This window comes from Sphingomonas faeni (genome assembly GCF_003053745.1).
Taxonomy (GTDB): Bacteria; Pseudomonadota; Alphaproteobacteria; order Sphingomonadales; family Sphingomonadaceae; genus Sphingomonas; species Sphingomonas faeni.
Genome location: NZ_QAYE01000003.1, coordinates 121,174 through 143,261, shown reverse-complemented (window position 1 = coordinate 143,261; position 22,088 = coordinate 121,174). Strand labels below are relative to the sequence as shown.

At 65.7% G+C, this 22,088-nt stretch carries 20 protein-coding genes; 7 read left to right on the top strand and 13 right to left on the bottom strand.

What is annotated here, in order from left to right; all coding sequences use genetic code 11:
- Positions 1-267: 267 nt before the first annotated feature.
- The 4 genes from recA to C8J25_RS07210 all read right to left on the bottom strand — a co-directional run bounded on the left by recA (position 268) and on the right by C8J25_RS07210 (position 6,159).
- Entirely contained in the window at positions 268-1,341 is a 1,074-nt protein-coding gene (recA, locus tag C8J25_RS07225; protein ID WP_056047175.1) for a recombinase RecA, read from the bottom strand.
- A 604-nt stretch (positions 1,342-1,945) separates the two neighbouring features.
- Complete coding sequence (locus tag C8J25_RS07220) at positions 1,946-2,878, bottom strand: 4-(cytidine 5'-diphospho)-2-C-methyl-D-erythritol kinase (protein ID WP_107953680.1); 933 nt, start codon at positions 2,876-2,878, stop codon at positions 1,946-1,948.
- A 205-nt stretch (positions 2,879-3,083) separates the two neighbouring features.
- The gene (locus C8J25_RS07215; RefSeq protein WP_107953678.1) at positions 3,084-4,469 is read right to left on the bottom strand and encodes a tetratricopeptide repeat protein; all 1,386 of its coding nucleotides are present in this window, start codon (positions 4,467-4,469) and stop codon (positions 3,084-3,086) included.
- Positions 4,470-4,497: 28 nt separating this feature from the next.
- A complete protein-coding gene (locus C8J25_RS07210; protein WP_107953997.1) occupies positions 4,498-6,159 on the bottom strand; it encodes an electron transfer flavoprotein-ubiquinone oxidoreductase in 1,662 nt (553 codons plus the stop codon).
- A 139-nt stretch (positions 6,160-6,298) separates the two neighbouring features.
- Here C8J25_RS07210 and C8J25_RS07205 point away from each other — a divergent pair, with 139 nt between their 5' ends.
- The 4 genes from C8J25_RS07205 (at position 6,299) to C8J25_RS07190 (ending at position 10,058) form a co-directional block, all read left to right on the top strand.
- Entirely contained in the window at positions 6,299-7,081 is a 783-nt protein-coding gene (locus C8J25_RS07205; protein WP_107953676.1) for a uracil-DNA glycosylase, read from the top strand.
- On the top strand, positions 7,078-8,949 hold the full coding sequence (locus C8J25_RS07200; protein WP_107953674.1) for a lytic transglycosylase domain-containing protein: 1,872 nt from the start codon (positions 7,078-7,080) through the stop codon (positions 8,947-8,949). Before C8J25_RS07205 ends, C8J25_RS07200 begins: the two co-directional genes overlap by 4 nt.
- A 5-nt stretch (positions 8,950-8,954) precedes the next feature.
- Positions 8,955-9,482: a molybdenum cofactor biosynthesis protein B gene (moaB, locus tag C8J25_RS07195; RefSeq protein ID WP_107953672.1), complete on the top strand. Its 528-nt coding sequence runs from the start codon at positions 8,955-8,957 to the stop codon at positions 9,480-9,482.
- A 327-nt stretch (positions 9,483-9,809) separates the two neighbouring features.
- A complete protein-coding gene (locus tag C8J25_RS07190) occupies positions 9,810-10,058 on the top strand; it encodes a hypothetical protein (protein ID WP_107953670.1) in 249 nt (82 codons plus the stop codon).
- Between the two features lie 62 nt (positions 10,059-10,120).
- Here the strand turns inward: C8J25_RS07190 and C8J25_RS07185 are convergent, their stop codons facing one another.
- A complete protein-coding gene (locus tag C8J25_RS07185; RefSeq protein WP_107953667.1) occupies positions 10,121-10,303 on the bottom strand; it encodes a hypothetical protein in 183 nt (60 codons plus the stop codon).
- Positions 10,304-10,473: 170 nt separating this feature from the next.
- Here C8J25_RS07185 and C8J25_RS07180 point away from each other — a divergent pair, with 170 nt between their 5' ends.
- Both C8J25_RS07180 and C8J25_RS07175 read left to right on the top strand, forming a co-directional pair.
- Positions 10,474-11,166 carry an outer membrane protein gene (locus C8J25_RS07180; protein WP_107953665.1) on the top strand — a complete coding sequence of 231 codons (693 nt, stop codon included), beginning with the start codon at positions 10,474-10,476 and terminating at the stop codon, positions 11,164-11,166.
- 43 nt (positions 11,167-11,209) lie between these two features.
- Positions 11,210-12,280: a PA0069 family radical SAM protein gene (locus tag C8J25_RS07175; protein WP_107953662.1), complete on the top strand. Its 1,071-nt coding sequence runs from the start codon at positions 11,210-11,212 to the stop codon at positions 12,278-12,280.
- A 266-nt stretch (positions 12,281-12,546) separates the two neighbouring features.
- Here C8J25_RS07175 and C8J25_RS07170 read toward each other — a convergent pair whose 3' ends face one another.
- From C8J25_RS07170 to cas5, 3 genes are all read right to left on the bottom strand, one after another.
- Positions 12,547-12,909 (bottom strand): VOC family protein, encoded by a 363-nt coding sequence (locus C8J25_RS07170; RefSeq protein WP_107953659.1) that lies wholly within the window; start codon positions 12,907-12,909, stop codon positions 12,547-12,549.
- 177 nt (positions 12,910-13,086) lie between these two features.
- Positions 13,087-14,622 carry an aminoacyl--tRNA ligase-related protein gene (locus C8J25_RS07165; RefSeq protein WP_107953657.1) on the bottom strand — a complete coding sequence of 512 codons (1,536 nt, stop codon included), beginning with the start codon at positions 14,620-14,622 and terminating at the stop codon, positions 13,087-13,089.
- Between the two features lie 62 nt (positions 14,623-14,684).
- Positions 14,685-15,269, bottom strand: coding sequence for a CRISPR-associated protein Cas5 (cas5, locus tag C8J25_RS21375; RefSeq protein WP_107953655.1), 585 nt, complete (start codon positions 15,267-15,269; stop codon positions 14,685-14,687).
- 403 nt (positions 15,270-15,672) lie between these two features.
- Here cas5 and C8J25_RS07155 point away from each other — a divergent pair, with 403 nt between their 5' ends.
- Positions 15,673-16,566: a DMT family transporter gene (locus C8J25_RS07155; RefSeq protein WP_107953653.1), complete on the top strand. Its 894-nt coding sequence runs from the start codon at positions 15,673-15,675 to the stop codon at positions 16,564-16,566.
- Between the two features lie 95 nt (positions 16,567-16,661).
- On the opposite strand, the gene C8J25_RS07150 is transcribed toward C8J25_RS07155, so the two are convergent.
- The 5 genes from C8J25_RS07150 to gcvT all read right to left on the bottom strand — a co-directional run bounded on the left by C8J25_RS07150 (position 16,662) and on the right by gcvT (position 22,060).
- Entirely contained in the window at positions 16,662-17,174 is a 513-nt protein-coding gene (locus C8J25_RS07150; protein ID WP_107953651.1) for a CcdC protein domain-containing protein, read from the bottom strand.
- A 149-nt stretch (positions 17,175-17,323) separates the two neighbouring features.
- Positions 17,324-18,985 carry an aminomethyl-transferring glycine dehydrogenase subunit GcvPB gene (gene gcvPB / locus C8J25_RS07145; RefSeq protein ID WP_107953649.1) on the bottom strand — a complete coding sequence of 554 codons (1,662 nt, stop codon included), beginning with the start codon at positions 18,983-18,985 and terminating at the stop codon, positions 17,324-17,326.
- Complete coding sequence (gcvPA, locus tag C8J25_RS07140; protein WP_107953647.1) at positions 18,982-20,340, bottom strand: aminomethyl-transferring glycine dehydrogenase subunit GcvPA; 1,359 nt, start codon at positions 20,338-20,340, stop codon at positions 18,982-18,984. The genes gcvPB and gcvPA overlap by 4 nt, the downstream gene beginning before the upstream one ends.
- A gap of 114 nt (positions 20,341-20,454) precedes the next feature.
- Positions 20,455-20,826 (bottom strand): glycine cleavage system protein GcvH, encoded by a 372-nt coding sequence (gcvH, locus tag C8J25_RS07135; protein ID WP_107953645.1) that lies wholly within the window; start codon positions 20,824-20,826, stop codon positions 20,455-20,457.
- 1 nt (position 20,827) lies between these two features.
- A complete protein-coding gene (gene gcvT, locus C8J25_RS07130; protein ID WP_107953643.1) occupies positions 20,828-22,060 on the bottom strand; it encodes a glycine cleavage system aminomethyltransferase GcvT in 1,233 nt (410 codons plus the stop codon).
- Positions 22,061-22,088 lie beyond the last annotated feature (28 nt).

The window sequence follows — 22,088 nt, the reverse complement described above, 5'->3', positions numbered from 1 at the left end:
ATATGGTGCCATTGCCGCAAAAGAGCTTGGTTTAGCGCAGGACTTTATTTGCAGGGTCATGCCAATTGGGCCCCGGCCTTCGCCGGGGTGGTGCTGAGGGTGGGTTAGCGGGGTGCCAGTTCGCCACGCGTTTGAACTATCGGCCGTGCGCGTCCTTGGCACTATGAGCCGTGAGCCATGAAGCGTGCAGCCACCGCGTGCCCTCACCCTCCCATTGCGGAGGCAATGGGTCCCTCCCTCTCCCCACAGGGGAGAGGGTAAAGGAGGTTAGGCGTCGTCGCCTTCTTCGGGGCCGGCCATCATTTCCTCGGCGACCTTGTCGGTGCGCGCGCGGATCTGCTTTTCGAGGCGGTCGGCGGTTTCGGGGTTGTCCTTGAGGAAGGTCTTCGAGTTCTCACGGCCCTGGCCGAGGCGGACGCTGTCGTAGCTGAACCAAGCGCCGGACTTTTCGACTAGGCCCGCCTTCACGCCGAGATCGAGGATCTCGCCGAGCTTCGAGACGCCCTGCCCGTACATGATGTCGAACTCGACCTGCTTGAACGGCGGGGCGACCTTGTTCTTGACGACCTTCACGCGGGTCTGGTTGCCTGTCACCTCTTCGCCGGCCTTGATCGCGCCGATGCGGCGGATGTCGAGGCGGACCGAGGCGTAGAACTTCAGCGCGTTGCCGCCGGTCGTCGTCTCGGGGTTGCCGTACATGACGCCGATCTTCATGCGGAGCTGATTGATGAAGATCACCATGCAGCGCGAGCGGCTGATCGAGCCGGTCAGCTTGCGCAACGACTGCGACATCAGGCGGGCCTGGAGGCCGACGTGGCTGTCGCCCATCTCGCCTTCGATTTCGGCGCGCGGCACGAGCGCTGCGACCGAGTCGACGACGAGCACGTCGATCGCGTTCGAGCGGACGAGCGTATCGACGATCTCGAGCGCCTGCTCGCCGGTGTCGGGCTGCGACACGATCAGCTCGTCGATGTTGACGCCGAGCTTCTTGGCATAGACCGGGTCGAGCGCGTGCTCGGCATCGACGAACGCCGCGGTGCCGCCGCCCTTCTGCGCTTCGGCGATCACGTGGAGCGCGAGCGTGGTCTTGCCTGAACTTTCCGGACCGTAGATCTCGATCACGCGACCGCGCGGCAGGCCGCCGACGCCGAGCGCGATGTCGAGCCCAAGCGAGCCGGTCGAGATGACCTCGACCTGCATGGTTTCCTTGGAGCCCAGGCGCATTGCCGAGCCCTTGCCGAAGGCGCGGTCGATCTGCGCAAGCGCGGCGTCGAGCGCCTTCTGCCGGTCGTTGGTTGCGGTTGCCATGCCGGTGTCGATCACTTTCAGATTAGCGGCCATCGAATATGCTCCCATCGCTAAAGCAAGCGCGCGTGCCATTCAACGCGTCAAACACCATGTATTCTCTTTGTTCCTTTGGAACAAGTGGGGAACGATAGGTTTTCTGGAAAAGGTCGACGTTTGGTAACGGCCGTGAGCGGTTGCCGAGCTTAGTCATGCCGGGCTTGGTTCAGCGTCCACCGTTCCGCGCTCATCGACCATTGAGTATGCGGAGCGCTAGCCGCCTGAACACGTCGGCTGCTGTCCTTTGCGCGGAAGTAAGACATGTCTCCCCGCGAAGGCGGGGATCCAGACTGGGCTCCCGCCTTCGCGGGAGAACAAAACGCAAGGGCGTGGTGCCGTATCACTGCGGACTTCCACGTTTTCGAAGGGGATAAGCACCGTACACATCCGGATGTAACGAGATGGGCCGGGCAGAGTTTGGTCGAGATCGATTCTGGTTGTTCGAGCGCGGTTTTGGCGGCGATCGAATCGTCGATGGTGTCACGAACTGGTTTTAACGGGTGGTTCCGTTTGCCGCTCTGGATCCTGACGTTCGTCAGGATGACAGGCGGTGGCGGCGCGGTGGCGCCCCGTCTCAAAGCTGCCGCCGCCTATCGATCGATCACGCGAGCTTCGTTGCGAGGGCCCACCAGCCTTTGGCTTGGGCGGCGGTGGCGGCGGTGTCTCTGGCTTCGGGGGTTTCGAACAGGGCAAAGCAGGTGGCGCCGGAGCCTGACATTCTGGACAGGAGGACGCCGTGCGCCTTGTCGAGGAGGGTGCGGACTTCGGCGATTACGGGGGCGAGGGCCAGCGCGGGGGGTTCTAGGTCGTTGCGGCCTTCGAGGGCGCGGTCGAGGAGATTGCCTTCGGGGATTGGGCCTCGGTCGTGGCCGTCCCAGGTCTTGAAGACGGCGGCGGTGGAGACCGCGACACGTGGGTTTACGAGCAGGAGGGGGGTGCCGGACAGGCCTTCGAGATTGGTGAGGGTGTCGCCTTTGCCGGTGCCTAGCGTGGTGCGGTTGGCGAGGCAGGCGGGGACGTCTGCGCCGAGCTTTGCGGCGATGTCGTGGAGGCGGGGGTCGGTTGGGGGCACGCCGTGGAGGCGGGCTAGTGCGCGGAGCGTGGCGGCGGCGTCGGCTGAGCCTCCGCCTATGCCCGAGGCGATGGGGAGGTGCTTTTCAAGGGTTATTGCGTGGTGGGCCTCGGGGGCGAACGCGGTGGTGAAGGCGTCTGTTGCGGCGGTTACGAGGTTGCCATGCCAGGGGGCGTTGCCGGACAAGTGCGGTGCTTCGTCATTGCCCGTCCCCAATTGGGCCCCGGCCTTCTCCGGGGTGGTGTTGGGGGTCGGAGCGATGCTCTCGACGGGCAGGAGTGCTGCGGCGAAGGGGCCGGTTATGGTGAAGCTGTTGGTTTGGGCGGGTTCTACCGTGACCAGGTCGCCGTCGGTGGCGAAGGCGAAGAGCGTTTCGAGGTCGTGGTAGCCGTCGGGGCGGCGGCGGCGGACGTGGAGGGCCAGGTTGATCTTGGCGGGCGCGGGTTCGGTGATGGCGGGCATTGTCGGTCTCGGGGTTTGGCGGCGGGCCTGGTGCGTGCTTTGCCTATGCGCTTAGCCAACAATCGACCGTCATCCCAGCGAACGCTGGGATCTTATCGTTTGGCGGGCGGTGCGCGCCTCGTGGGAGATCCCAGCGTTCGCTGGGGTGACGGATGTTGGCGGAGCAAGCCCCTTCCCCATCGATTTTAGGGCGAGGGTCGTTGTTTCAGCGGCGGGCGTTGGCGGGGAGGCCGTTGGCGATCTTGGCGGCTATGCGCGCCGTGTCTGCGGGTTCGGCGGTCAGCAAGGCGGCGCGCCAAGCGTAGCGCGCTTCGTAGTTTCGGCCGGTGCTCCAATAGGCGTCGCCAAGGTGGTCGGCGATTTCGGCGTTGGTGGGTTCGGCCTGTGCGGCGGTTTCGAGCAGGGGGAGCGCTCGCGCCGTGTTGCCGGAGAGGTGGTAGGCCCAGCCGAGCGAGTCGGTGATCGACGCGTTGGTCGGGTCGATCCGGCTGGCGCGTTCGAGCAGCTTGATCGAGGTGGGGATGTCGTCGCCGTGCTCGACTTGCGCGAAGCCGAGATAATTGAGCGCGAGCGGTTGGGCGGGGCCGCGGGCGACGGCTTTTTCGAGCGCGTCGCGCGCTTCGGGCCAGCGGCCGGCCTGATCGAGCGCGCCGCCATATTGCAGCCAGTTGCCCCAGCTGCCGCCCTTCGCGCCGTCGGCAGTGATGATGCGCTGGTACCAGGTTGCGGCCTCGGCGGGGTTGCCGGTGGTCAGCAGGAGGTCGGCGTAGCGTTGCCAGTCGGCGGGCACCGAACCCTTCTGGTCGACGCGGTTCTTGGCGGCGGCGAGCGCTTCGCCGTTGCGGTCGGCGGTGGCGAGGATGTCGATGCGTTCGGCGGCGGCTGCCGGCGCGGACGGGCTCTTTGCGTCGACGCCGTCGAGCACGACGAGCGCGCGGTCGACGAGCTTGTTACGGGCGAGCGCGTCGGCGAGGAGGACGCGCGCTGCGTCGTAACTCGGATCGGCGCGCAGGGCTGCCTGGGTTAGCGCGATCGACAGCGGCGAGGGTTCGCCTGCGCTGAGGTCGCTGGCGAGGCGGGCGAGCAGGCGCGAGACGCCGATCGATAGCGGTTGCTTGCGCGGTGCCGCAGCGATCAGTGCGCGCGTCTCGGTGGCGAAGCGGTTGGCGACGGGGTCCTTCGCAGCGGTCGTTAGCGAGGGTTCGGGGTCGCGGCCTTCCGCATGCGCTACCCAGGCGTAGAGCGAGGGCGCGAGGACCACGAGGGGGCCGCTCGACAACGTGGCGATCGCAGCGCTGGCGGCTTTCGGATCGTTGCGGCGGGCGGCATCGGCGAGCGGGATCAACGCGGCGTCGGCGGGGGCTACGCCGGCCTTGTTTAGCACTGCGACGGCGCGGGTGGCGAGCGGCACGTCGCCGGCCTCCAGCGCCTCGCGGTAGGCGCGGATCGCGACGACGGGATCGTCGGGCGATGCCGCCAGCACCTTGGCGTAGCTAGCCGCTGCGAGGTCCGGCTGGCCGGCGGCGTCGGCGACGCGGGCCTTGAGATAGGCGGAGAGATCAGCCGGCGCAGCCGTGGCGGGCGCCGCCACGGCAAGACCTAGGGCTAAAAACAGACGCTTACATGTTGGGATAATTGGGGCCTCCGCCGCCCTCGGGTACGACCCAGTTGATGTTCTGGGTGGGGTCCTTGATGTCGCAGGTCTTGCAGTGGACGCAGTTCTGCGCGTTGATGACGAACTTCGGATCGGACGTGTCTTCGCCGACGACTTCGTAAACGCCGGCCGGGCAATAGCGTTGCGCAGGCTCGTCGTACATCGGCAGGTTGTAGGCGATCGGCACGCTCGCGTCCTTGAGCGTCAGGTGGACCGGCTGGTCCTCCTCGTGGTTGGTGTTCGAGACGAACACCGACGAGAGGCGATCGAAGGTGAGGACACCGTCGGGCTTCGGATAGACGATCGGCTTGACCAGGTCCTTGCGCCACAGGCTCTCGTTGTCGGGATGGTGGTGCATCGTGAAGGGCATCTTGATGCCGAGATGCTCGGCCCACATCGTGATGCCGGCGAGCCCCGAGCCGACGAGGTCGCCGAACTTCTTGACCAGCGGCACGACGTTGCGGACGACCGACAGCTCCTTCTTGACCCACGACTTCTCGAACGCCTCGGGATAGGCGGCGAGTTCGTCATGGCCGCGCTGCGAGACGATCGCCTCGACCGCGGCCTCGGCGGCCATCATGCCGGACTTCATCGCGGTATGCGTGCCCTTGATCCGCGGCACGTTGAGGAAGCCCGCGCTGTCGCCGATCAGCGCCGCGCCGGGCATCACGAGCTTGGGGATCGACTGCAGCCCGCCGTCGCTGATCGCGCGCGCGCCGTAGCTGACACGCTTGGCGCCCTTGAGCAGCGCGGCGATCTCGGGATGCGTCTTCCAGCGCTGCATCTCGCTGAACGGCGACAGATACGGGTTGGTGTAGTTCAGCCATGTGACGAAGCCGATCGAGACCTGGCCGTTCGCCTGGTGATAGATCCAGCCGCCGCCGTTCGAGCCGTCGGTTTCGGACAAGGGCCAGCCCTGCGTGTGGATGACGCGGCCGGGGACGTGGAGTTCGGGATCGATGTCCCACAGCTCCTTGATGCCGAGGCCGTAGACCTGCGGATCGCTGTCCTTGTCGAGCGCGAAATTGCGGATCAGTTCCTTCGTCAGGTGCCCGCGGCACCCTTCCGAGAAGAAGGTGTATTTGGCGTGGAGTTCGAGGCCGGGGGTGTAGTCGCCCTTGTGCGTGCCGTCGCGCGCGACGCCCATGTCGCCGGTCGCGACGCCCTTCACCGAGCCGTCGTCGTTGAACAGGATTTCCGCCGCGGCGAACCCCGGGAAGATCTCGACGCCGAGCTCCTCCGCCTTGCCCGCGAGCCAGCGGCAGAGGTTGCCGAGCGAGCCGGTATAAGTGCCCTTGTTGTGCATGAACGAGGGCGTGACGAAGTGCGGCATTTCGCTCTTCTTCGTCTTGGTCAGGATCCAGTGATGGTTCTCGGTCACCGGCACCTCGGCGAGCGGGCAGCCATCCTCGCGCCAGTTCGGCAGCAGCTCGTCGAGCGACTTCGGATCGATGACCGCGCCGGACAGGATATGCGCGCCGACTTCGGAGCCCTTTTCGAGCACGCAGACGCTGATCTCGGCGTCCTTCTCCGCGGCAAGCTGTTTCAGGCGGATCGCTGCCGAGAGACCGGCCGGGCCAGCGCCGACGATCACCACGTCGTACGGCATCGATTCACGTGTCGTCATCATCGTCTCCCGGGGGATGTCCCCTATTGCCATAGCTTTGCGCCCCACCCTTCGTTCGGGCTCGGGCCGGCACCATCTTGTCCAATATGGCGATTGCGCGAGTTGACCGCCACGTCAACCGTGCAGCATAGGTTACCCTGTGGGGGCGGACCAAACCATCGACTGGCGAAATACAGCGGCGAGCGCGCTCGACTGGTGGCACGAGGCTGGCGTCGACACGCTGGTCGACGACGTCCCGCGCGACTGGTTTGCGGCGCCCGAACCTCTTATCGTACCCGCCGCAGTGCCTGTTGCGCCAGTGTTGGCACCGTCCGCGATGCCGCATTTGCTGGCCGATTTCCTGGCTTGGCGGAGCAGCGCGGAGGTTCCCGAGGCGGACTGGAGCGGGGTTTCGCTCGCTGCCGTAGGTCCGGCTGACGCTACGGTCATGGTGCTTGTCGATTGCCCGGACCGGGACGATGGCGATGCGGGCGCGTTGCTGAGTGGTGCATCGGGGCGGCTGCTCGACAAGATGCTCGCGGCGATCGGTTTGACCCGTGACGAAGTGCATCTGGCGGCGGTCTGCGCAAAGCGGCCGACCGCCGGGCGGATCCAGAGCGAGGTCGAGGCGCGGCTGTCGGAAATCGCCAAGCATCACATCGGGTTGGTTGCGCCCAAGCGGCTGCTGTTGCTGGGCAATGCGGCGAGCCGTGCGATCCTCGGGACGGAATTACAGGCAGCGCGCGGGCGTTTACACGAGTTTAACCATAAGACCGGAGAAACGGGGTCCGGTTCGACGTCTGGCGAAGCTTCCGACGAGACCGGCGTGGTCGCGAGCTTTCACCCGCGGTTTCTGATCGAGAAGCCCGCGGCCAAGGCCGAGGCCTGGAAGGATTTGCAGATGCTGATGCGCGGACTGACGTCGCAAGAGGGTGTGAGATGATTCGGACTCTAGCTATCGTTCTGGGGCTCAGCGCCCTCCCCCTTCCGGCTCTGGCGGCGACCGGCGCCGGAGAGCCCGCTGGCGATGCGCGGCTCGGCACGACGCAGTTGATCGGCGCACCGACGATCGAGCAGATCCCCGACCAGCTCGATGCCAGCCAGCGCGAGGCGTACAAGACCGTGTTCGCGGCGATCCGCGACGGCAAGTGGACCGACGCGCAGATCGGGCTCGACACGATGAAGCCCGGCCCGCTGCATGCGATCGCGCGCGCCGAGATGTATACCGCGAAGGGCTCGCCCCGCGTCGAGATGGAGCCGCTGGTCGCGCTGCTCAACGAAGCGCCCGAACTGCCCGAAGCCGCGCAGATCTCGCGCCTCGCGACGACCCGCGGCGCGGTCGACCTGCCCCCCCTCCCCACGGCGCAGCGGCTGATCTGGCAGGACGGCGCACCGCGTCGCGTCCGCGCAAAGAGCCTGCAGGGCGACATGATCGCCGCCGATCTCGCGTTGAAGATGCAGCCTTATGTGAAGGCGGACATGGGCCGCGAGGCGCAGTCGCTGCTGGAAAGCACGCCGGGGCTCACTCCCGAGGCGCTGACCGAGTGGCAGCAGAAGATCGCGTGGATTTACTTCCTCCAGGGCGATGACGTGAACGCGCGCGTAATGGCCGCGAAGGCACAGGACGGCGTTGGCGATTGGGCAGTGCAAGGCCGCTGGGTCGGCGCTCTTTCGGCATGGCGGCAGAATGATTGCGCGAATGCCGAGACCGGGTTCGAGGGCGTCGCGGCGCGCGCCGGCGACGTCGATCTGCGCGCGGCGGCACTGTACTGGGCGTCGCGCGCAGATATGGTGTGCTCGCGCCCCGACAAGATCGAAGGCCGGCTGAAGGCGGCGGCGCAGTTCGGCGAGAGCTTCTATGGCCAGCTTGCGCGCCAGCAGCTTGCGATGAAGGACAAGGGCACGTCGGTCGGCGGGCTCGTGGCCAGCGACTGGAAGGTCGTCGGCAAGCGTCCGAACGTGCGCGTCGCCGCTGCCTTGGTCGAGGTTGGCGAGACCGACCTGGCCGATACCGTCATCCGCCAGCAGGCGAAGATCGGCGACCCGCGCGAGTTCGGCAACCTTGTCCGCGTGGCGGAAGCGCTGAGCTTGCCCGCTACGACCGTCTGGCTCGCGCACAACTGCCCGCAGGGGGTCACGTCGACCGCCGAAGCGCGGTACCCGACGCCGAACTGGACGCCCGACAGCGGCTGGCACATCGACAAGGCGCTGGTCTACGCGCACACGCTCGAGGAATCGCGGTTCCGCAACACGATCAAGAGCCCGGCCGGCGCGTATGGCCTGATGCAGATCATGCCCGCCGCCGCGACCGATTTCGCGCGCGAGCGTGGCACGTCGATCGACGTGAAGGCGCTGACCAAGCCCAGCACCAACATGGATGTCGGCCAGCGTCATCTCGAGCGGCTGCGCGACATGGCGGGCGTCACCGGCGGGCTGCTGCCGAAGGTCATCGCGGCGTATAATGCGGGCCCGCGCCCGGTCGGCGACTGGAACGCGATCGTCCACGATAACGGCGATCCGCTGATGTATATCGAGAGCATCCCGTATTGGGAGACGCGCGGCTACGTCACCACCGTGCTGCGCAACTACTGGATGTACGAGGCGCAGGGCGGCAAGAAGGCATCGACCAGCCGCAACGCGCTGGCGCAGGGCATGTGGCCGCGCTTCCCCGGCCTGCCGGGTGCGACCGCGGTGCGGATGGCGGCCAAGCCGTACACGCAATATCGTGCCAGCACGGCGCCGTTGAATGCTACCGTCGCGGTCAACGCCAGCGTCGGGCCGCAGTCCACCACTGTCACGCGCGCGGACTGAGCTTCATGCCGATCGATGAAAGCCGGACGTTCCTGCCGGTCCGAATTGCCGTGCTGACCGTGTCGGACACGCGGGGCCTTGCCGAAGATCGCTCCGGCGATACGCTGGTCGCGCGGCTGACCGAGGCGGGGCATGTCCTCGCCGATCGCCGGATCGAGAAGGACGACGTCGAGACGATCGTTTCGCGTCTCCACGTGTGGATCGGCGATCCCGAGGTCGACTGCATCATCACCACTGGCGGCACCGGCGTGACCGGGCGCGATGTGACACCGGAGGCGGTCGAACAGGTCGCGGAGAAGATGATTCCCGGCTTCGGCGAACTCTTCCGCATGCTGAGCTACCAGACGATCGGCACCTCGACGGTCCAGTCGCGCGCCTGCGCCTGCGTGTCGCATGGCACCTATATCTTCGCGCTGCCCGGCTCGACTGGCGCGGTGAAGGACGGCTGGGACGGCATCCTGCGCGACCAGCTCGATAGCCGCCACCGGCCCTGCAACTTCGTCGAGTTGATGCCGCGACTGCTGGAGCGCTGAGTTCATTTCAGGCTTGAGCCGGCATCTTCCAGTTTACTGTCATGCCCTCGCTCCTTTTACGGCCAAGTGCCGCGGACTCTTCCCCCTCCCGATTGAATGGGGAGAGCTGGCGAGTATCGATCCCGCCAATTTACTGTGGATTTCGCTAAGGTGTGGTGTGTCTCACTACGAAATCCACATCAGCAGACCTACCTCTACTTGTTGAAAAATCTCGCTAGCTAAGTGACTTCGCCCTCGCGTGGCGCTGTATTATGCAACTGGCACGGTCGATGCAGTAGTCGAGATACCGCCCAGCCGGGCGCGTCTCAACCACTGAAGGACGCTACCATGACCTCGATGATCCTGAAGAGCCTAGCCCTCGCCACCGTGCTCGTCGCCAGCGCGCCAGCCTTCGCAGCACCGTCGGATCCACAACAGAAGACCGTTCTCAAATACGAAGCAAAAACCGGTCAATATTGCCTGACCGAACCCGCAATGACCGGAACACGGATCAATCGGAAAACCTGCCGGACTTCCGCACAATGGTCGGAAGCCGGACTGAACATGCCGAAGCCGACCGAGCTCGCACAGAAGTGACCGGCGTTGCGCGGTCCGTCAGGGTGGCGGGCCGCGTCGCGGCGTATGACGCGACCGGACGTTCAGCCTTTGGCGGCGTGGATCAACTCGACGAGCTGTTTGTTGATCGAAGCGCCGTGCAGATGGAGATGCACCGCGTCATACCCCTCGCGCCGCAGTCTTTGGCGCAAGTCGTTGACCGAGTTGCACGCACCCGATCTTGCTAACTCGAAGGCACGCTCCACCGTGGTGATCTGTTCCGTCATCTCCCTGCCCTAGGCGCTCTGCCGCACCTCTGCGAGCGATCATTCGCACCGGTGCGAAACAGATCGAAAATGAATGTTTCACCACCGAATTAACCGTCTGGAAGGCACGTCGAATCCATGAACCCAGTGTGGGATCGGCCAGGGGGCCCGTCCGAAGGGGTCATCGTCGAATGTACAAGTTCATGCTTATCGCGGCACTCGCCGCAACGCCGGCGGCGCCTGCGTTCGCACAGTCCGACACCGGGCGGGATTTCGGACGCGACGCCGGACCGGGCTACGGCGCAACCGACGGCGTCAGCGGCTTTCGTGCCGAGCCGCGCATAGGGTACGACCGCGTGATCACCGAATTGAACGTCGAGACCGCGGACGACTCGGCGAGCGTGCGCGAGGGCAAGAGCGGCGTCACTTATGGCGGCGAACTCGGCTACGACATGGTCGTCAACACCGACATGATGCTGGGCGTCTATGGCGGCATCGAGGGATCGAGCGTCGAGCAGTGCTTCCCCGGCAACGGGACGGAAACCTGCCTTACCCCCGGCCGCAACCTGACGGCAGGCGTACGCGGCGGCTTCCTGCTGGACCCCAACACGGTGTTGTACATCAAGGGCGGCTATTCGAACGGCCAGATCCGCATCGGCTATTCGGACCGCGACTTTCCCCAGGACAATTTCCGCGTGTCGGACAATCTGAGCGGTTTCCATGCCGGCGCAGGCGTGCAGACCGCGTTCGGGCGCAATTTCTACGGCAAGCTCGAATATGTCTACACCGACTATAACGGCTACGAGATCACCGACGGCACCGACAAGGCCAGCCTGGATTTCAGCCGGCATCAGGTAGTTGCGGGGCTCGGCGTTCGCTTCTGATTTCGTTCTTGCTATGTTCTCGGACGTCGCCTAGTTTCTAGTCATGAAACAGGCCCGTCCGGTTCGTGGTGCCACGCTCAACAGCGAAAGCCGGCGGTTCAACCTGCCGCAAACCGAGGCGGATGGCGACTGGCTCGACATGCGCGAGGGAATCGACGGGATCGCGCCGAAACTTCGGACGACGGTGACAGTCGAGACCCCGCGCACGATCATAAGCCGCAACGCGTCGCCCGACGTGCCGTTCGACCGTTCGATCAATCCTTATCGCGGGTGCGAGCACGGCTGCATCTATTGCTTCGCGCGACCGACTCATGCGTTCCACGATTTGTCGCCGGGACTGGATTTCGAGAGCAAGCTGTTTGCGAAACCGTCGGCTGCGGCGCTGCTGCGCACGGAACTGGGGAAGCCCGGCTATACGGTCGCGCCGATGGCGCTGGGGACGAACACCGATCCCTACCAGCCGATCGAGACCGACTGGCGGATCACACGCGGCATCATCGAAGTGCTGGCCGAGACCGATCATCCGCTGACGATCACCACCAAGTCCGACCGCGTGGTGCGCGATATCGACCTCCTGGCACCGATGGCGGCGAAGGGGCTGGCGGCGGTGGCGATGTCGATCACCTCGCTCGATCCGAAGGTGGCGTCGACCGTCGAACCGCGTGCACCGCATCCGGAGCGGCGGCTGGCGGCGGTGCGCAAACTCGCCGATGCGGGGGTGCCGGTCTACGTTTCGATCGCGCCGGTCATCCCTGCGATCACTGACCACGAGATCGAGCATCTGATTGCGCGGGCGGCGGAAGCTGGGGCGACACGAGCGTTCTTCATCCCGGTGCGATTGCCGCATGAGGTGGCACCGCTGTTCCGGGCTTGGCTCGACGAGCATTTTCCGGATCGCGCGGGGAAGGTGATGGCGACGATCGCGTCTTTGCGCGGGGGCAAAGATAACGATCCGAACTTCTTCACGCGGATGCAGGGGCAAGGGCCTTGGGCGGACCTGTTGGGGACGCGGTTCCGGATTGCGTGCGCCAAGCACGGGTTGAACCGAGAGCGGGTGGCTTTGCGGAGTGATCTGTTCCGGGCGCCGCGGGGGCCGCAGGGGGAGCTGTTCTAGACGGGGACGAAGGTAGGGCTCGGCTAAAACCCTGGGGCAATCCACTGGTGAGAGATGACTGGCCAACCTGTTCCCCCCTCCCTGGAAGGGAGGGGTTGGGGGTGGGTCGGCTTCCGCACACCCGAATCGTGGTGGCTCAATCGGGCCAACCCACCCCCGGCCCCTCCCTTCCAGGGAGGGGGGAAGGTCGCCGCGTCGGCAAGGTCGAGACTAGCCCGCCCTCTCCCGAACTACCGCTGATCGTCAGACCAAGCTCGGGCGCTTCCTCAACATTCTGGTTCCTCGGGTTGCCACAGTTCGATCGGATTACCTTCCGGATCATGGATCCGCGCGAAGCGGCCAAAACCAGGCATGTCCCATTCGGGATTGGTGATTACCGCAATTCCCGCCGCATGGAGGGTCGCGATTAGAGCATCGATATCGTCGACGCGCAGATTGAACATCCACGGGCGATCCGTAGGAAAATAGTCGGCGTCGACAGCGAACGGCGAGAAGACGCTGGGGCCTGCCTGCGTCTCCCACGATCCATAGGGCACCGACCCGACGCCGAGATGCTCGACATACCATGAGCGTATCCCCTCCGGGTCCTTTGCCCGAAAGAAGAGGCCGCCGATCCCGGTCACGCCCATAGCCGCCCCCTAATGTCGCCCCGCCAAAAGCCGAGGCGATGATAGCAGACGGGGCATGGCGACACAGCCGACAGACCGGTCCGTTTCGGTTGCTCATGGCATCGGGTATCCAGGCTACTCCCGGCACAGCGCCGGTTAGCAGCCTTGGAGGTAACGCCGGTCCCAGCTTGTCAGCGCCTAGTAGGCGCGGCCGATCAGGATGCGCTCCACCGCGGGTTCGCCGGTGAAGATGCAGGCGCCGTCGTCACATCCGGTCTGCCCCATCGGCGCGTTGCGGATCGTGAGCTTGAGCGCCTTCAACCGCTCGACGACCTTGTCGAGCGCCGCGCCGGTCGGCTTGGACCAGCGGACGTCGACCCAGCCGGGGTTCTTCACACCGTCGGCGAAATGCGCCTCGACCGCGGCGAAGTCGTTGGCGGGGACGATGTTGCCCTTCACGCGGTTCATCGATTCGACGTGTAGCGTCGCCTGGATGTCGTGCAGCATGCCCGAGACTTCGCTCACGAACACGTCGCGCGACGTGGCGATGCTGTCGAGCTTGCCGTCCTCGCGGTAGAGCCGGTCGCGGCGGATCACGGTGACGTTGCCGCCGGCCATGTCGCGGCCGCCGACCTCGATCACGATCGGGGCGCCCTTCTTGACCCAGCCCCAGCGCTTGGTCGCGGCCTTGGCGGGCTTGAGGTCGAGTAGCGTGCGGACCGGTTCGCCGAGCGCGGACTGCTTGGCAAGTTCGGCCTGGAGCGACTTGCAATACTCGACGATCGCCGCGTCTTCGGGGACGTCGCGCAGCATCGGCACGATCACGACCTGCCAAGGGGCGATCATCGGCGGCACGCGCAGGCCGTCGTCGTCGCCGTGGACCATGATAACCGCGCCGATCATCCGCGTCGACACGCCCCAGCTGGTGGTGTTGCACAACTCGAACTCGCCACCAGCATTCTGGAAGCGGATGTTCTGTGCGGACGCGAAGTTGGTGCCGAGGAAGTGCGAGGTGCCGGCTTGCAGCGCCTTGCCGTCCTGCATCATCGCCTCGATCGAGTAGGTCGCGACGGCGCCGGGGAAGCGCTCGTTCTCGGGCTTCTCGCCGGTGATCACGTGGACGCCGAGGCATTCCTCCGCGAAATCGCGATAGACTTCGAGCATCTTGAGCGTCTCGTCGCGCGCCTCGCCGGCGGTGGCGTGCGCGGTGTGGCCTTCCTGCCAGAGGAACTCGCTGGTGCGCAGGAACATGCGGGTGCGCATTTCCCAGCGGACGACGTTCGCCCATTGGTTGATGAGCACGGGCAGGTCGCGCCACGACTGGACCCAGCGTGCGAACGCGGCGCCGATGACCATCTCGGAGGTCGGACGGACGACCAGCGGCTCCTCGAGCTTGGCGTCGGGATCGGGGATCAGGCGGCCATAGCCGTCGGCCTTGAGGCGGTGGTGCGTGACCACGGCCATTTCCTTGGCGAACCCGTCGACGTGCTCGGCCTCCTTCTCGAAGTACGAGAGCGGGATGAAGAGCGGGAAATAGCAGTTCTCGTGGCCGGTCGCTTTGATCCGGTCGTCGAGCAGGCGCTGGATACGCTCCCAGATGCCATAGCCCCAGGGGCGGATGACCATGCAGCCGCGAACGCCGGATTCCTCGGCGAGATCGGCCTCGGAGATGACGGCTTGGTACCAGGCGGAGAAATCCGCCTCGCGGGTGACGGGGAGTGCGCGCTTTATCATGGGGTGCGGATAGCGGGTGTGGGGGTGTTCGTCACCCCGTCTCCAGCGCCGGTCTGGTCAGATCAGCTTGCGAACTCGCTCGAATCTATTGGGGGTATCGTCATCGTACCTCCGACAGCCGACGCCCTGAAGAACCGTGCCCCATGATCTAGCCCGTTGCGCGTATCGTAGATCATCCAGCCAAGGTCGATCGACTCCGACGCGTAGTGGCTGACAGGGGGCCTATCATCCTTGTCCAGCAACCTGATTACGGCTGGAAATTCGGTCAGTCCAAGAAAGGGTGGATGATGGTACCGCCCCTGCCTGACTCGGCGTCGAAATAGTCCGGCATGCGCCGCCGCCGTGTCGGCAGTATCCGCGACCGCCGTAAGATCGAAGCGTCCCGTGACGAGATAGCCGACATCGAGCAGAATGTTCGCGCGACGAGTCCCCGCCCCTCGGTGTTCGACTATCGTCCATTGACTCCGGATCGGATGCAAAATCGTGATTTGCTCGATCGCCCAGCGGATCGACGGCGGCCCATGGATAGCCTGAAAGATATTGCGGGCCGCGACCGGCGGCATCGCGTCGTAACTCACGAGATCGGCGCCGAACTCCGGACGCCGGAAACACGCGCGGTCACCGCGTATCAACAATCTGAATACCACAGATTCTTGCCTCGTGTCGTTTTTGTTCGTCTTATGTTTTCGGTATTATCTGTTTTCGGGGCAAGGCGAAGTTCGACCGAATTGGCGGCGGTTTTCAAACACCCTGCCCTCTCCCGTTCTATCCTTTACGAGCCGCTGGCATTTGCCGGCGATTGTAGGAGGGCTAGCCTCATGACGACCAAACTAACGGCTACATGCGTTCTGAAAGGCTCCATCTGGACGGCGATCATGTTCGCAGTCGAACGTCGAAGGGCGCACTCCAGTGAGCCAGCCCGGCCGAGCCAAGCTAGCGGTGGCGAGGCAACCATTGCCGATCCTGCGAACAGGCATGCCTGCCGTTGCCGAACACCTTGAGGGCCGAAAGCGGAATGACGTAAGCGGGATGCTTGGTTAGAGGTCGCGCATGCCCACCGACCGCATCCTTCCCGCCATCGGCATGCGGTTGCTGTCGGTCGTGATCTTCGCGCTGATGAACACCGCGATCAAGCTGGCCGAGCGGCATGGCGCGAGCGTCTCGGAGATCCTGTTCTTCCGGCAGTTCGGGGCGTGCTTGCTGGTGTCGGCGGTGATCGTCGCGGGGCCGGGTTTGTCGTCGATCGCGACCAAGCGATTGCCGGCGCATATCGTTCGCGCGGTGGTCGGGCTGTCGGCGATGGCATTTACCTTCAACGGGATCGTCGCGCTGCCGCTCGCCGAGGCGACGACGATCGGGTTCACGGTGCCGGTGTTCGCGACGATCCTGGGGGCGCTGGTGTTGCGCGAACCGACCGGGTGGCATCGCTGGGCGGCGGTCGCGACCGGGTTCGCGGGGGTGTTGATCGTCGCGCAGCCGGGCGGGGATCACTTTCCGTTATGGGGTGCGGGGTGTGCGCTGGCGGGGGCGTTCGGGACGGCGAGCGTGTCGATCCTGTTGCGGCAGATCGGCAAGACCGAGAGCGCGCTGACGACCGTGTTCTGGTTCTCGGCGCTGTCGTTGATCCCGCTGTCGGTGTTCTACACGCAGGCGGCGCAGTCGCATGATCTGGTCGCCTGGATTTGCCTGGCAAGCGTCGGCATCTTCGGGGGGCTGGCGCAGATTGCGATGACGACGTCGTTGCGGCTTGGGCCGGTGTCGGTGGTGGTGCCGATGGATTATTCGAGCCTGTTGTGGGCGACGTTGCTGGGGTGGCTGGTGTTCGACACGCTGCCGGCGGAGGCGACCTGGGTCGGAGCGCCGGTCATCGTGGCGAGCGGGTTGTATATCGTCTGGCGCGAGCATGTCCGGCGGCGGGAAGAGACGGAGCAGGCGATTTCTTGAGGCCCTTCCCGTCATCCTGACGAAAGTCAGGACCCAAGGTAACCAAGCGCGGCGTTAGTGGCTCTGGGTCCTGACTTTCGTCAGGATGACGGGGGTTAGCGGACGCGGGCCGTTTCGAGCATCCGCTTGGCGCGGAGGTACATTTCGATCCGTTGCGTGGTGAACAGGCCTAGCGCCAGCGCGACCAGCATGTCGGTGATGGCGAAGGCATCGAGGTGGAGCACGTGGCCGTCGCCGATCACGGCGCGCGCGCCGGTGCGGACTGCGACGATCGCTACGATGAACAGGACCGCTGCCGGTGAGGACGTCGTGTTGAGCGCGTGGCTGTCGGGATCGATCGTGATCCGCATGAGCTTGCCGCGCTGCCAGCCGAGCGCGGCGCCCATGACCAGGGCTAGTGCGCAGAACAGCCAGGCGAGGCCGTGCGGCGGGTACATCAGGAACATGTAGAGCGTGACGGCCGCGTAGAGCGCGGGGAAGACCCAGAGGCGTTCGAGCTTGAGCGGCTTCACGATGCTCATGCGGCGCCAGCGGACCGCGAAGACTATGCCGATGACGACCGCGGTGATCGCATAGCTGATCCAGCCTTGTGCTTCGTGCGCCTGCATCGATCCTGGCCCCCACCCCTGTTGGGGCGGAGGCTAGATCGGTTGCGGTGTTCTAGGCAATCCGTTTTCCTGCGAACGCAGGAAGCCAGGGTTACGGGGGGTTGCGTTCGTAACCCTGGGCTCCTGCGTTCGCAGGAGAACTGCGAGGTTTACTCCGCGGCTTGCGCCAGCGGAGCCGGGTCCTTCCAGACCAGTACCGGTTTGCGTGCCGCAAGCGTCTCGTCGAGACGCGCGCGGGGGGCGAAGTGGGGGGCAGTCTTTAAGCTGGGGTCGCCGGCTTTCGCGCGTTCGGCGACCGAGCGGAGCGCGGCGATGAACTGGTCGAGTGCCGCCTTCGATTCGGTCTCGGTCGGCTCGACCAGCATCGCGCCATGGACGACGAGCGGGAAATACATCGTCATCGGGTGGAAGCCCTCGTCGATCAGGCCCTTGGCGATGTCGATCGTCGAGAAGCCGGCGGCGAGGCCCGAGTCCGAGAACAGCGCCTCGTGCATGCACGGACCCGAGGGGCCGAACGGGGCATCGAGCGTGTCGTCGAGGCTGCGCAGGATGTAGTTCGCGTTGAGCACCGCATCCTCCGACACCTGGCGGAGGCCGTCCGCGCCGTGGCTGAGGATGTAGGTCAGTGCGCGCGTGAACATGCCCATCTGGCCGTGGAACGCGACCATGCGGCCGAAGCTGCCGGCATGGTGTTCGCCTGCGGTTTCCTCCTCGACGAGGACGAACTGGCCGTCCTGGTTCTCGACGAACGGGAGCGGTGCATAAGGAGTCAAAGCCTCCGAGAACACCACCGGGCCTGAACCTGGGCCGCCGCCGCCGTGCGGGGTCGAGAAGGTCTTGTGCAAATTGATGTGCATCGCGTCGATGCCGAGATCGCCCGGCCGGACGCGCCCGACGATCGCGTTGAAGTTCGCGCCGTCGCAATAGACGAAGCCGCCCGCCGCGTGCACCGCGTCGGAAATCTCGCGCATGTCGCGCTCGAACAGGCCGCAGGTGTTGGGGTTGGTGATCATCACGCCGGCGACGTCGGGGCCGAGCCGGGCCTTCAGCGCGGCGGTGTCGACGCGGCCTTCGGCGGTGGCGGGGATGTCCTCGACGCTATAGCCGGCGAACGCTGCGGTGGCGGGGTTGGTGCCGTGCGCGCTCTCGGGGACGAGGATGATCTTCCGCGCGCCTTCACCCTTGGCTTCGAGTGCGGCGCGGATCGCTAGGATGCCGCAGAGTTCGCCGTGCGCGCCGGCCTTGGGGCTCATCGCGACCGAGGTCATGCCGGTGAGCGTTACGAGCCAGTGTGCGAGCTGGTGGATGACTTCGAGCGCGCCCTGGACGGTGTCGACCGGCTGGAGCGGGTGGACGTCGGAGAACCCGGGCAGCCGCGCCATCTTCTCGTTGAGGCGCGGGTTGTGCTTCATCGTGCAACTGCCGAGCGGGAAGAAGCCGAGGTCGATGCCGTAGTTCTGGCGCGAGAGGCGGGTGTAGTGGCGGACGGTTTCTGGTTCGGACAGGCCGGGGAGGCCGATCGGTGCGGTGCGCGACAGGTTGCCGAGGCGCGATAGCCCTCTCCCCTTCGGGGAGAGGGTTGGGTGAGGGGCTGTTCCGGGTGCAGCATTGCTGGGCTTCCCCTCACCCCGGCCCTCTCCCCGGGGGGGAGAGGGAGCAGCGAAATCTACGCCAGTGCTGTGCGCGTCACCGATCTCGAAGATCAGCGCTTCTTCCAGCATCAGGGCCTTGTTGCCGGTGACGCTGGCGGGAACGTTGCCCGTGTTCGCCTCGGGCGAGGTCGGGCGCCAGCCGCTCTGGTTGATGCTCATGCCAGTATCTCCTGGAGTTCGGACGCAAGCGTTTCGACGTCCTCCGCGGTGGTCGTTTCCGTCACGGCGACGACGAGGCCGTTCGCGAGGGCGTCCTGCCCGGGGTAAAGACGCCCGAGCGATACGCCGGCTAGGATGCCGCGATCGGCAAGCGTGCGGACGACGGGGCGGGCTTCGACGGGCAACTTCAGTGTGAACTCGTTGAAGAAGCTGTCGTTGACGAGTTCCACTCCGGGGATCTGCGAAAGGCGTTCGGCGGCGGACACCGCGCCTGCGTGGTTCACCTCGGCCAACTGGCGCAGGCCGGCTTCACCGAGCAGAGTCATGTGGATCGAGAAGGCCAGCGCGCAGAGGCCGGAGTTGGTGCAGATGTTCGACGTCGCCTTTTCGCGGCGGATATGCTGCTCGCGGGTCGACAGCGTGAGGACGAAACCGCGGCGGCCGTTGGCGTCGACGGTCTCGCCGCAGAGGCGACCGGGCATCTGGCGGACGTATTTGTCCTTGCAGCCGAAGAGCCCGACATAAGGCCCGCCGAACTGGAGGCCGACGCCGAGCGACTGGCCTTCGCCGACGACGATATCCGCGTCCATCTCGCCCGGCGAGGTGATTGCGCCGAGTGCGACGGGCTCGGTGACGACCGCGATCAGCAGCGCCTTCTTCGCATGGCACGCATCCGCGAGCGGACGCAGGTCGGCGATGCGGCCGAGGATGTCGGGGTACTGGACGACGACGCACGACGTCTCGTCGTCGATCTTCCCGATCAGCTGGTCGAGGTCCATGTCGGCGACCAGCTCGGGCGCGGCGGTGTCGAGCACGTCGCCGGTGAACTTGGCCATCGTGTTGGCGACCGAGACGTAGTGCGGGTGGAGGCCCGACGACAGGATCGCCCTGCCCCGCTTGGTGATGCGACGCGCCATTACGATCGCCTCCCAGCACGCGGTCGAGCCGTCGTACATCGAGGCGTTGGCGACGTCGGTGCCGAGCAGCCGCGCGACCTGCGTCTGGAACTCGAACAGCATCTGCAGCGTGCCCTGCGCGATTTCCGGCTGGTACGGCGTGTAGGCGGTGAGGAACTCGCCGCGCTGGATCAGGTGATCGACCGACGCGGGGACGTGATGCTTGTACGCGCCGCAGCCGAGGAAGAACGGCGCTTCGCCGGCGGTTAGGTTCTTCTTGGCGAGCGCCGACATGTGGCGTTCGACCGCCATTTCGGAGGCGTGCATCGGGAGTTCGCGGATGGGGCCGTCGAGGCGCGCGGCTTCGGGAACGTCGACGAAGAGGTCGTCGATGGTCGAGGCGCCGATGACGGCGAGCATCGCCTCGCGGTCGGGCTGGGTCAGGGGAAGGTAGCGCATTCTAGTCTCCTCCCCTCCCGTTCACGGGAGGGGTCGGGGGAGGGAATGAGACGGGGAACGACTGTAACAGCCCCTCCCCCGACCCCTCCCGCAAGCGGGAGGGGAGCAGTTAGCTCAGAGTCCTTCGACGAAGGCTGCGTAGGCGGCTTCGTCCATCAGGCTGTCGAGCTCGCTCGGGTCGCTGAGCGTCAGCTTGAAGAACCAGCCCGCGGCTTCGGCGTCCGAGTTCACCAGGCTGGAGTCGTCGGTCAAAGCCGCGTTGCCCTCGTTGACGGTGCCCGAGACCGGCGAATACACGTCCGAGGCGGCCTTGACCGACTCGACGACCGCGGCTTCGTCGCCCTTGCTGAGCGTCTTGCCGGCTTCGGGGACGTCGACGAACACGACGTCGCCGAGCTGGCTCTGCGCGTATTCGGAGATGCCGACGGTGCCGATGTCACCATCGACGTCGACCCATTCATGATCCTGCGTGAAGTAACGGCTCATATCACTTGGCTCCTGCACGGACGTAGCGGTGGGGAATAAAGGGCATCGCGGTGACGGTGGCGGTGTGGACTTTGCCGCGTTGCGCGATCTCGATGCGGGTGCCGGGCGTCGACAGCGCGAGCGGCACATAGGCCATCGCGATCGGCTTCCCGAGCGTGGGTGCGAAACCACCGCTAGTAAGGCGGCCGATCGGCGCGCCGGTGTCGTCGATCACTTCGGCGCCTTCGCGGGCGGGCTGGCGGCCTTCGACGATCAGGCCGACTCGCTTGGTGGCGGGGCCATGCTCGCGCTGGGTGAGGATGCGCTCGGCACCGGGGAAGTCGGCGGCTTCGCGGCGGCGCTTCGAGAGCGCGAAACCGAGGTCGGCCATGACCGGCGTGATCTCGGGATCGAGGTCGTGACCGTAGAGCGGCAGGCCGGCTTCGAGTCGCAGCGAGTCGCGCGCGCCGAGGCCGATCGGCTTGATCTCTGCGAGCGCGAGCAGCGCGTCGGCGAACGCGACGGCGTGTTCGGCGGGGAGCGAAATCTCGACGCCGTCCTCGCCGGTATAGCCCGAGCGGCTGATCCACAGCGGGACGTCGTTCCAGTGGAACGCGCCGGCGGTCATGAACACGAGGCCGTCGACGCCGGCGACGATCCGCGCGACTGCCTCGACCGCCTTGGGACCCTGCACCGCTAGCAATGCCTGGTCTTCGAGGATGTTGATCGTGACGTCGTCGGGCAGATGCTCGATCAGATAGCTGATGTCGTCATACTTGGTCGCGCCGTTGACGACGACGTAGAAGCTGCCGCTTGCGGTCGGCAACGGGTGGAGCGGGTCGTACGCCTCGGGCTCCACGTCCTGCGCGGAAAAAGGCGACGGCTGATCGTCGGGGAGGCGCGTGGCCATCAGGTCGTCGAGAATGCCGCCGTCCTGCGCGAGCAGCAGCGAATAGCGCATCTTGCCCTCGCCGAGTCCTGCGATGTCGCCCGGCAGCACGGTTTCGAGCGCATGCGCGACGCCTTCGCCCGAGAAGACGAGCTGGCCCATGTGGCTGACGTCGAACAGCCCCGCCGAGTCGCGCGTCCAGGCGTGCTCGGCCATGATGCCTTCATACTGGATCGGCATATCGTAGCCGGCGAACTCGACCATCCGCGCGCCGTGCGCCCGGTGCCATGCGTCGAGCGGCAATGGCAGGATCTCGGGCTCGACGTAATCGTCGGCCTGATCGATGATGCTGGCGTAATCGCTCATGGTCGTCTCCGTCGAAGGGGCGCGCGGC

What these genes read in the sequence shown, in the direction of transcription:
- C8J25_RS07210 (WP_107953997.1), bottom strand. Translation starts at nt 6,159, where the DNA reads ATGACGACACGTGAATCGATGCCGTACGACGTGGTGATCGTCGGCGCT.
- gcvPB (WP_107953649.1), bottom strand. Translation starts at nt 18,985, where the DNA reads ATGAGCATCAACCAGAGCGGCTGGCGCCCGACCTCGCCCGAGGCGAAC.
- recA (WP_056047175.1), bottom strand. Translation starts at nt 1,341, where the DNA reads ATGGCCGCTAATCTGAAAGTGATCGACACCGGCATGGCAACCGCAACC.
- C8J25_RS07155 (WP_107953653.1), top strand. Translation starts at nt 15,673, where the DNA reads ATGCCCACCGACCGCATCCTTCCCGCCATCGGCATGCGGTTGCTGTCG.
- C8J25_RS07185 (WP_107953667.1), bottom strand. Translation starts at nt 10,303, where the DNA reads ATGACGGAACAGATCACCACGGTGGAGCGTGCCTTCGAGTTAGCAAGA.
- C8J25_RS07170 (WP_107953659.1), bottom strand. Translation starts at nt 12,909, where the DNA reads ATGGGCGTGACCGGGATCGGCGGCCTCTTCTTTCGGGCAAAGGACCCG.
- C8J25_RS07220 (WP_107953680.1), bottom strand. Translation starts at nt 2,878, where the DNA reads ATGCCCGCCATCACCGAACCCGCGCCCGCCAAGATCAACCTGGCCCTC.
- C8J25_RS07190 (WP_107953670.1), top strand. Translation starts at nt 9,810, where the DNA reads ATGACCTCGATGATCCTGAAGAGCCTAGCCCTCGCCACCGTGCTCGTC.
- C8J25_RS07200 (WP_107953674.1), top strand. Translation starts at nt 7,078, where the DNA reads ATGATTCGGACTCTAGCTATCGTTCTGGGGCTCAGCGCCCTCCCCCTT.
- C8J25_RS07175 (WP_107953662.1), top strand. Translation starts at nt 11,210, where the DNA reads ATGAAACAGGCCCGTCCGGTTCGTGGTGCCACGCTCAACAGCGAAAGC.
- C8J25_RS07180 (WP_107953665.1), top strand. Translation starts at nt 10,474, where the DNA reads ATGTACAAGTTCATGCTTATCGCGGCACTCGCCGCAACGCCGGCGGCG.
- gcvT (WP_107953643.1), bottom strand. Translation starts at nt 22,060, where the DNA reads ATGAGCGATTACGCCAGCATCATCGATCAGGCCGACGATTACGTCGAG.
- moaB (WP_107953672.1), top strand. Translation starts at nt 8,955, where the DNA reads ATGCCGATCGATGAAAGCCGGACGTTCCTGCCGGTCCGAATTGCCGTG.
- C8J25_RS07150 (WP_107953651.1), bottom strand. Translation starts at nt 17,174, where the DNA reads ATGCAGGCGCACGAAGCACAAGGCTGGATCAGCTATGCGATCACCGCG.
- gcvPA (WP_107953647.1), bottom strand. Translation starts at nt 20,340, where the DNA reads ATGCGCTACCTTCCCCTGACCCAGCCCGACCGCGAGGCGATGCTCGCC.
- C8J25_RS07165 (WP_107953657.1), bottom strand. Translation starts at nt 14,622, where the DNA reads ATGATAAAGCGCGCACTCCCCGTCACCCGCGAGGCGGATTTCTCCGCC.
- gcvH (WP_107953645.1), bottom strand. Translation starts at nt 20,826, where the DNA reads ATGAGCCGTTACTTCACGCAGGATCATGAATGGGTCGACGTCGATGGT.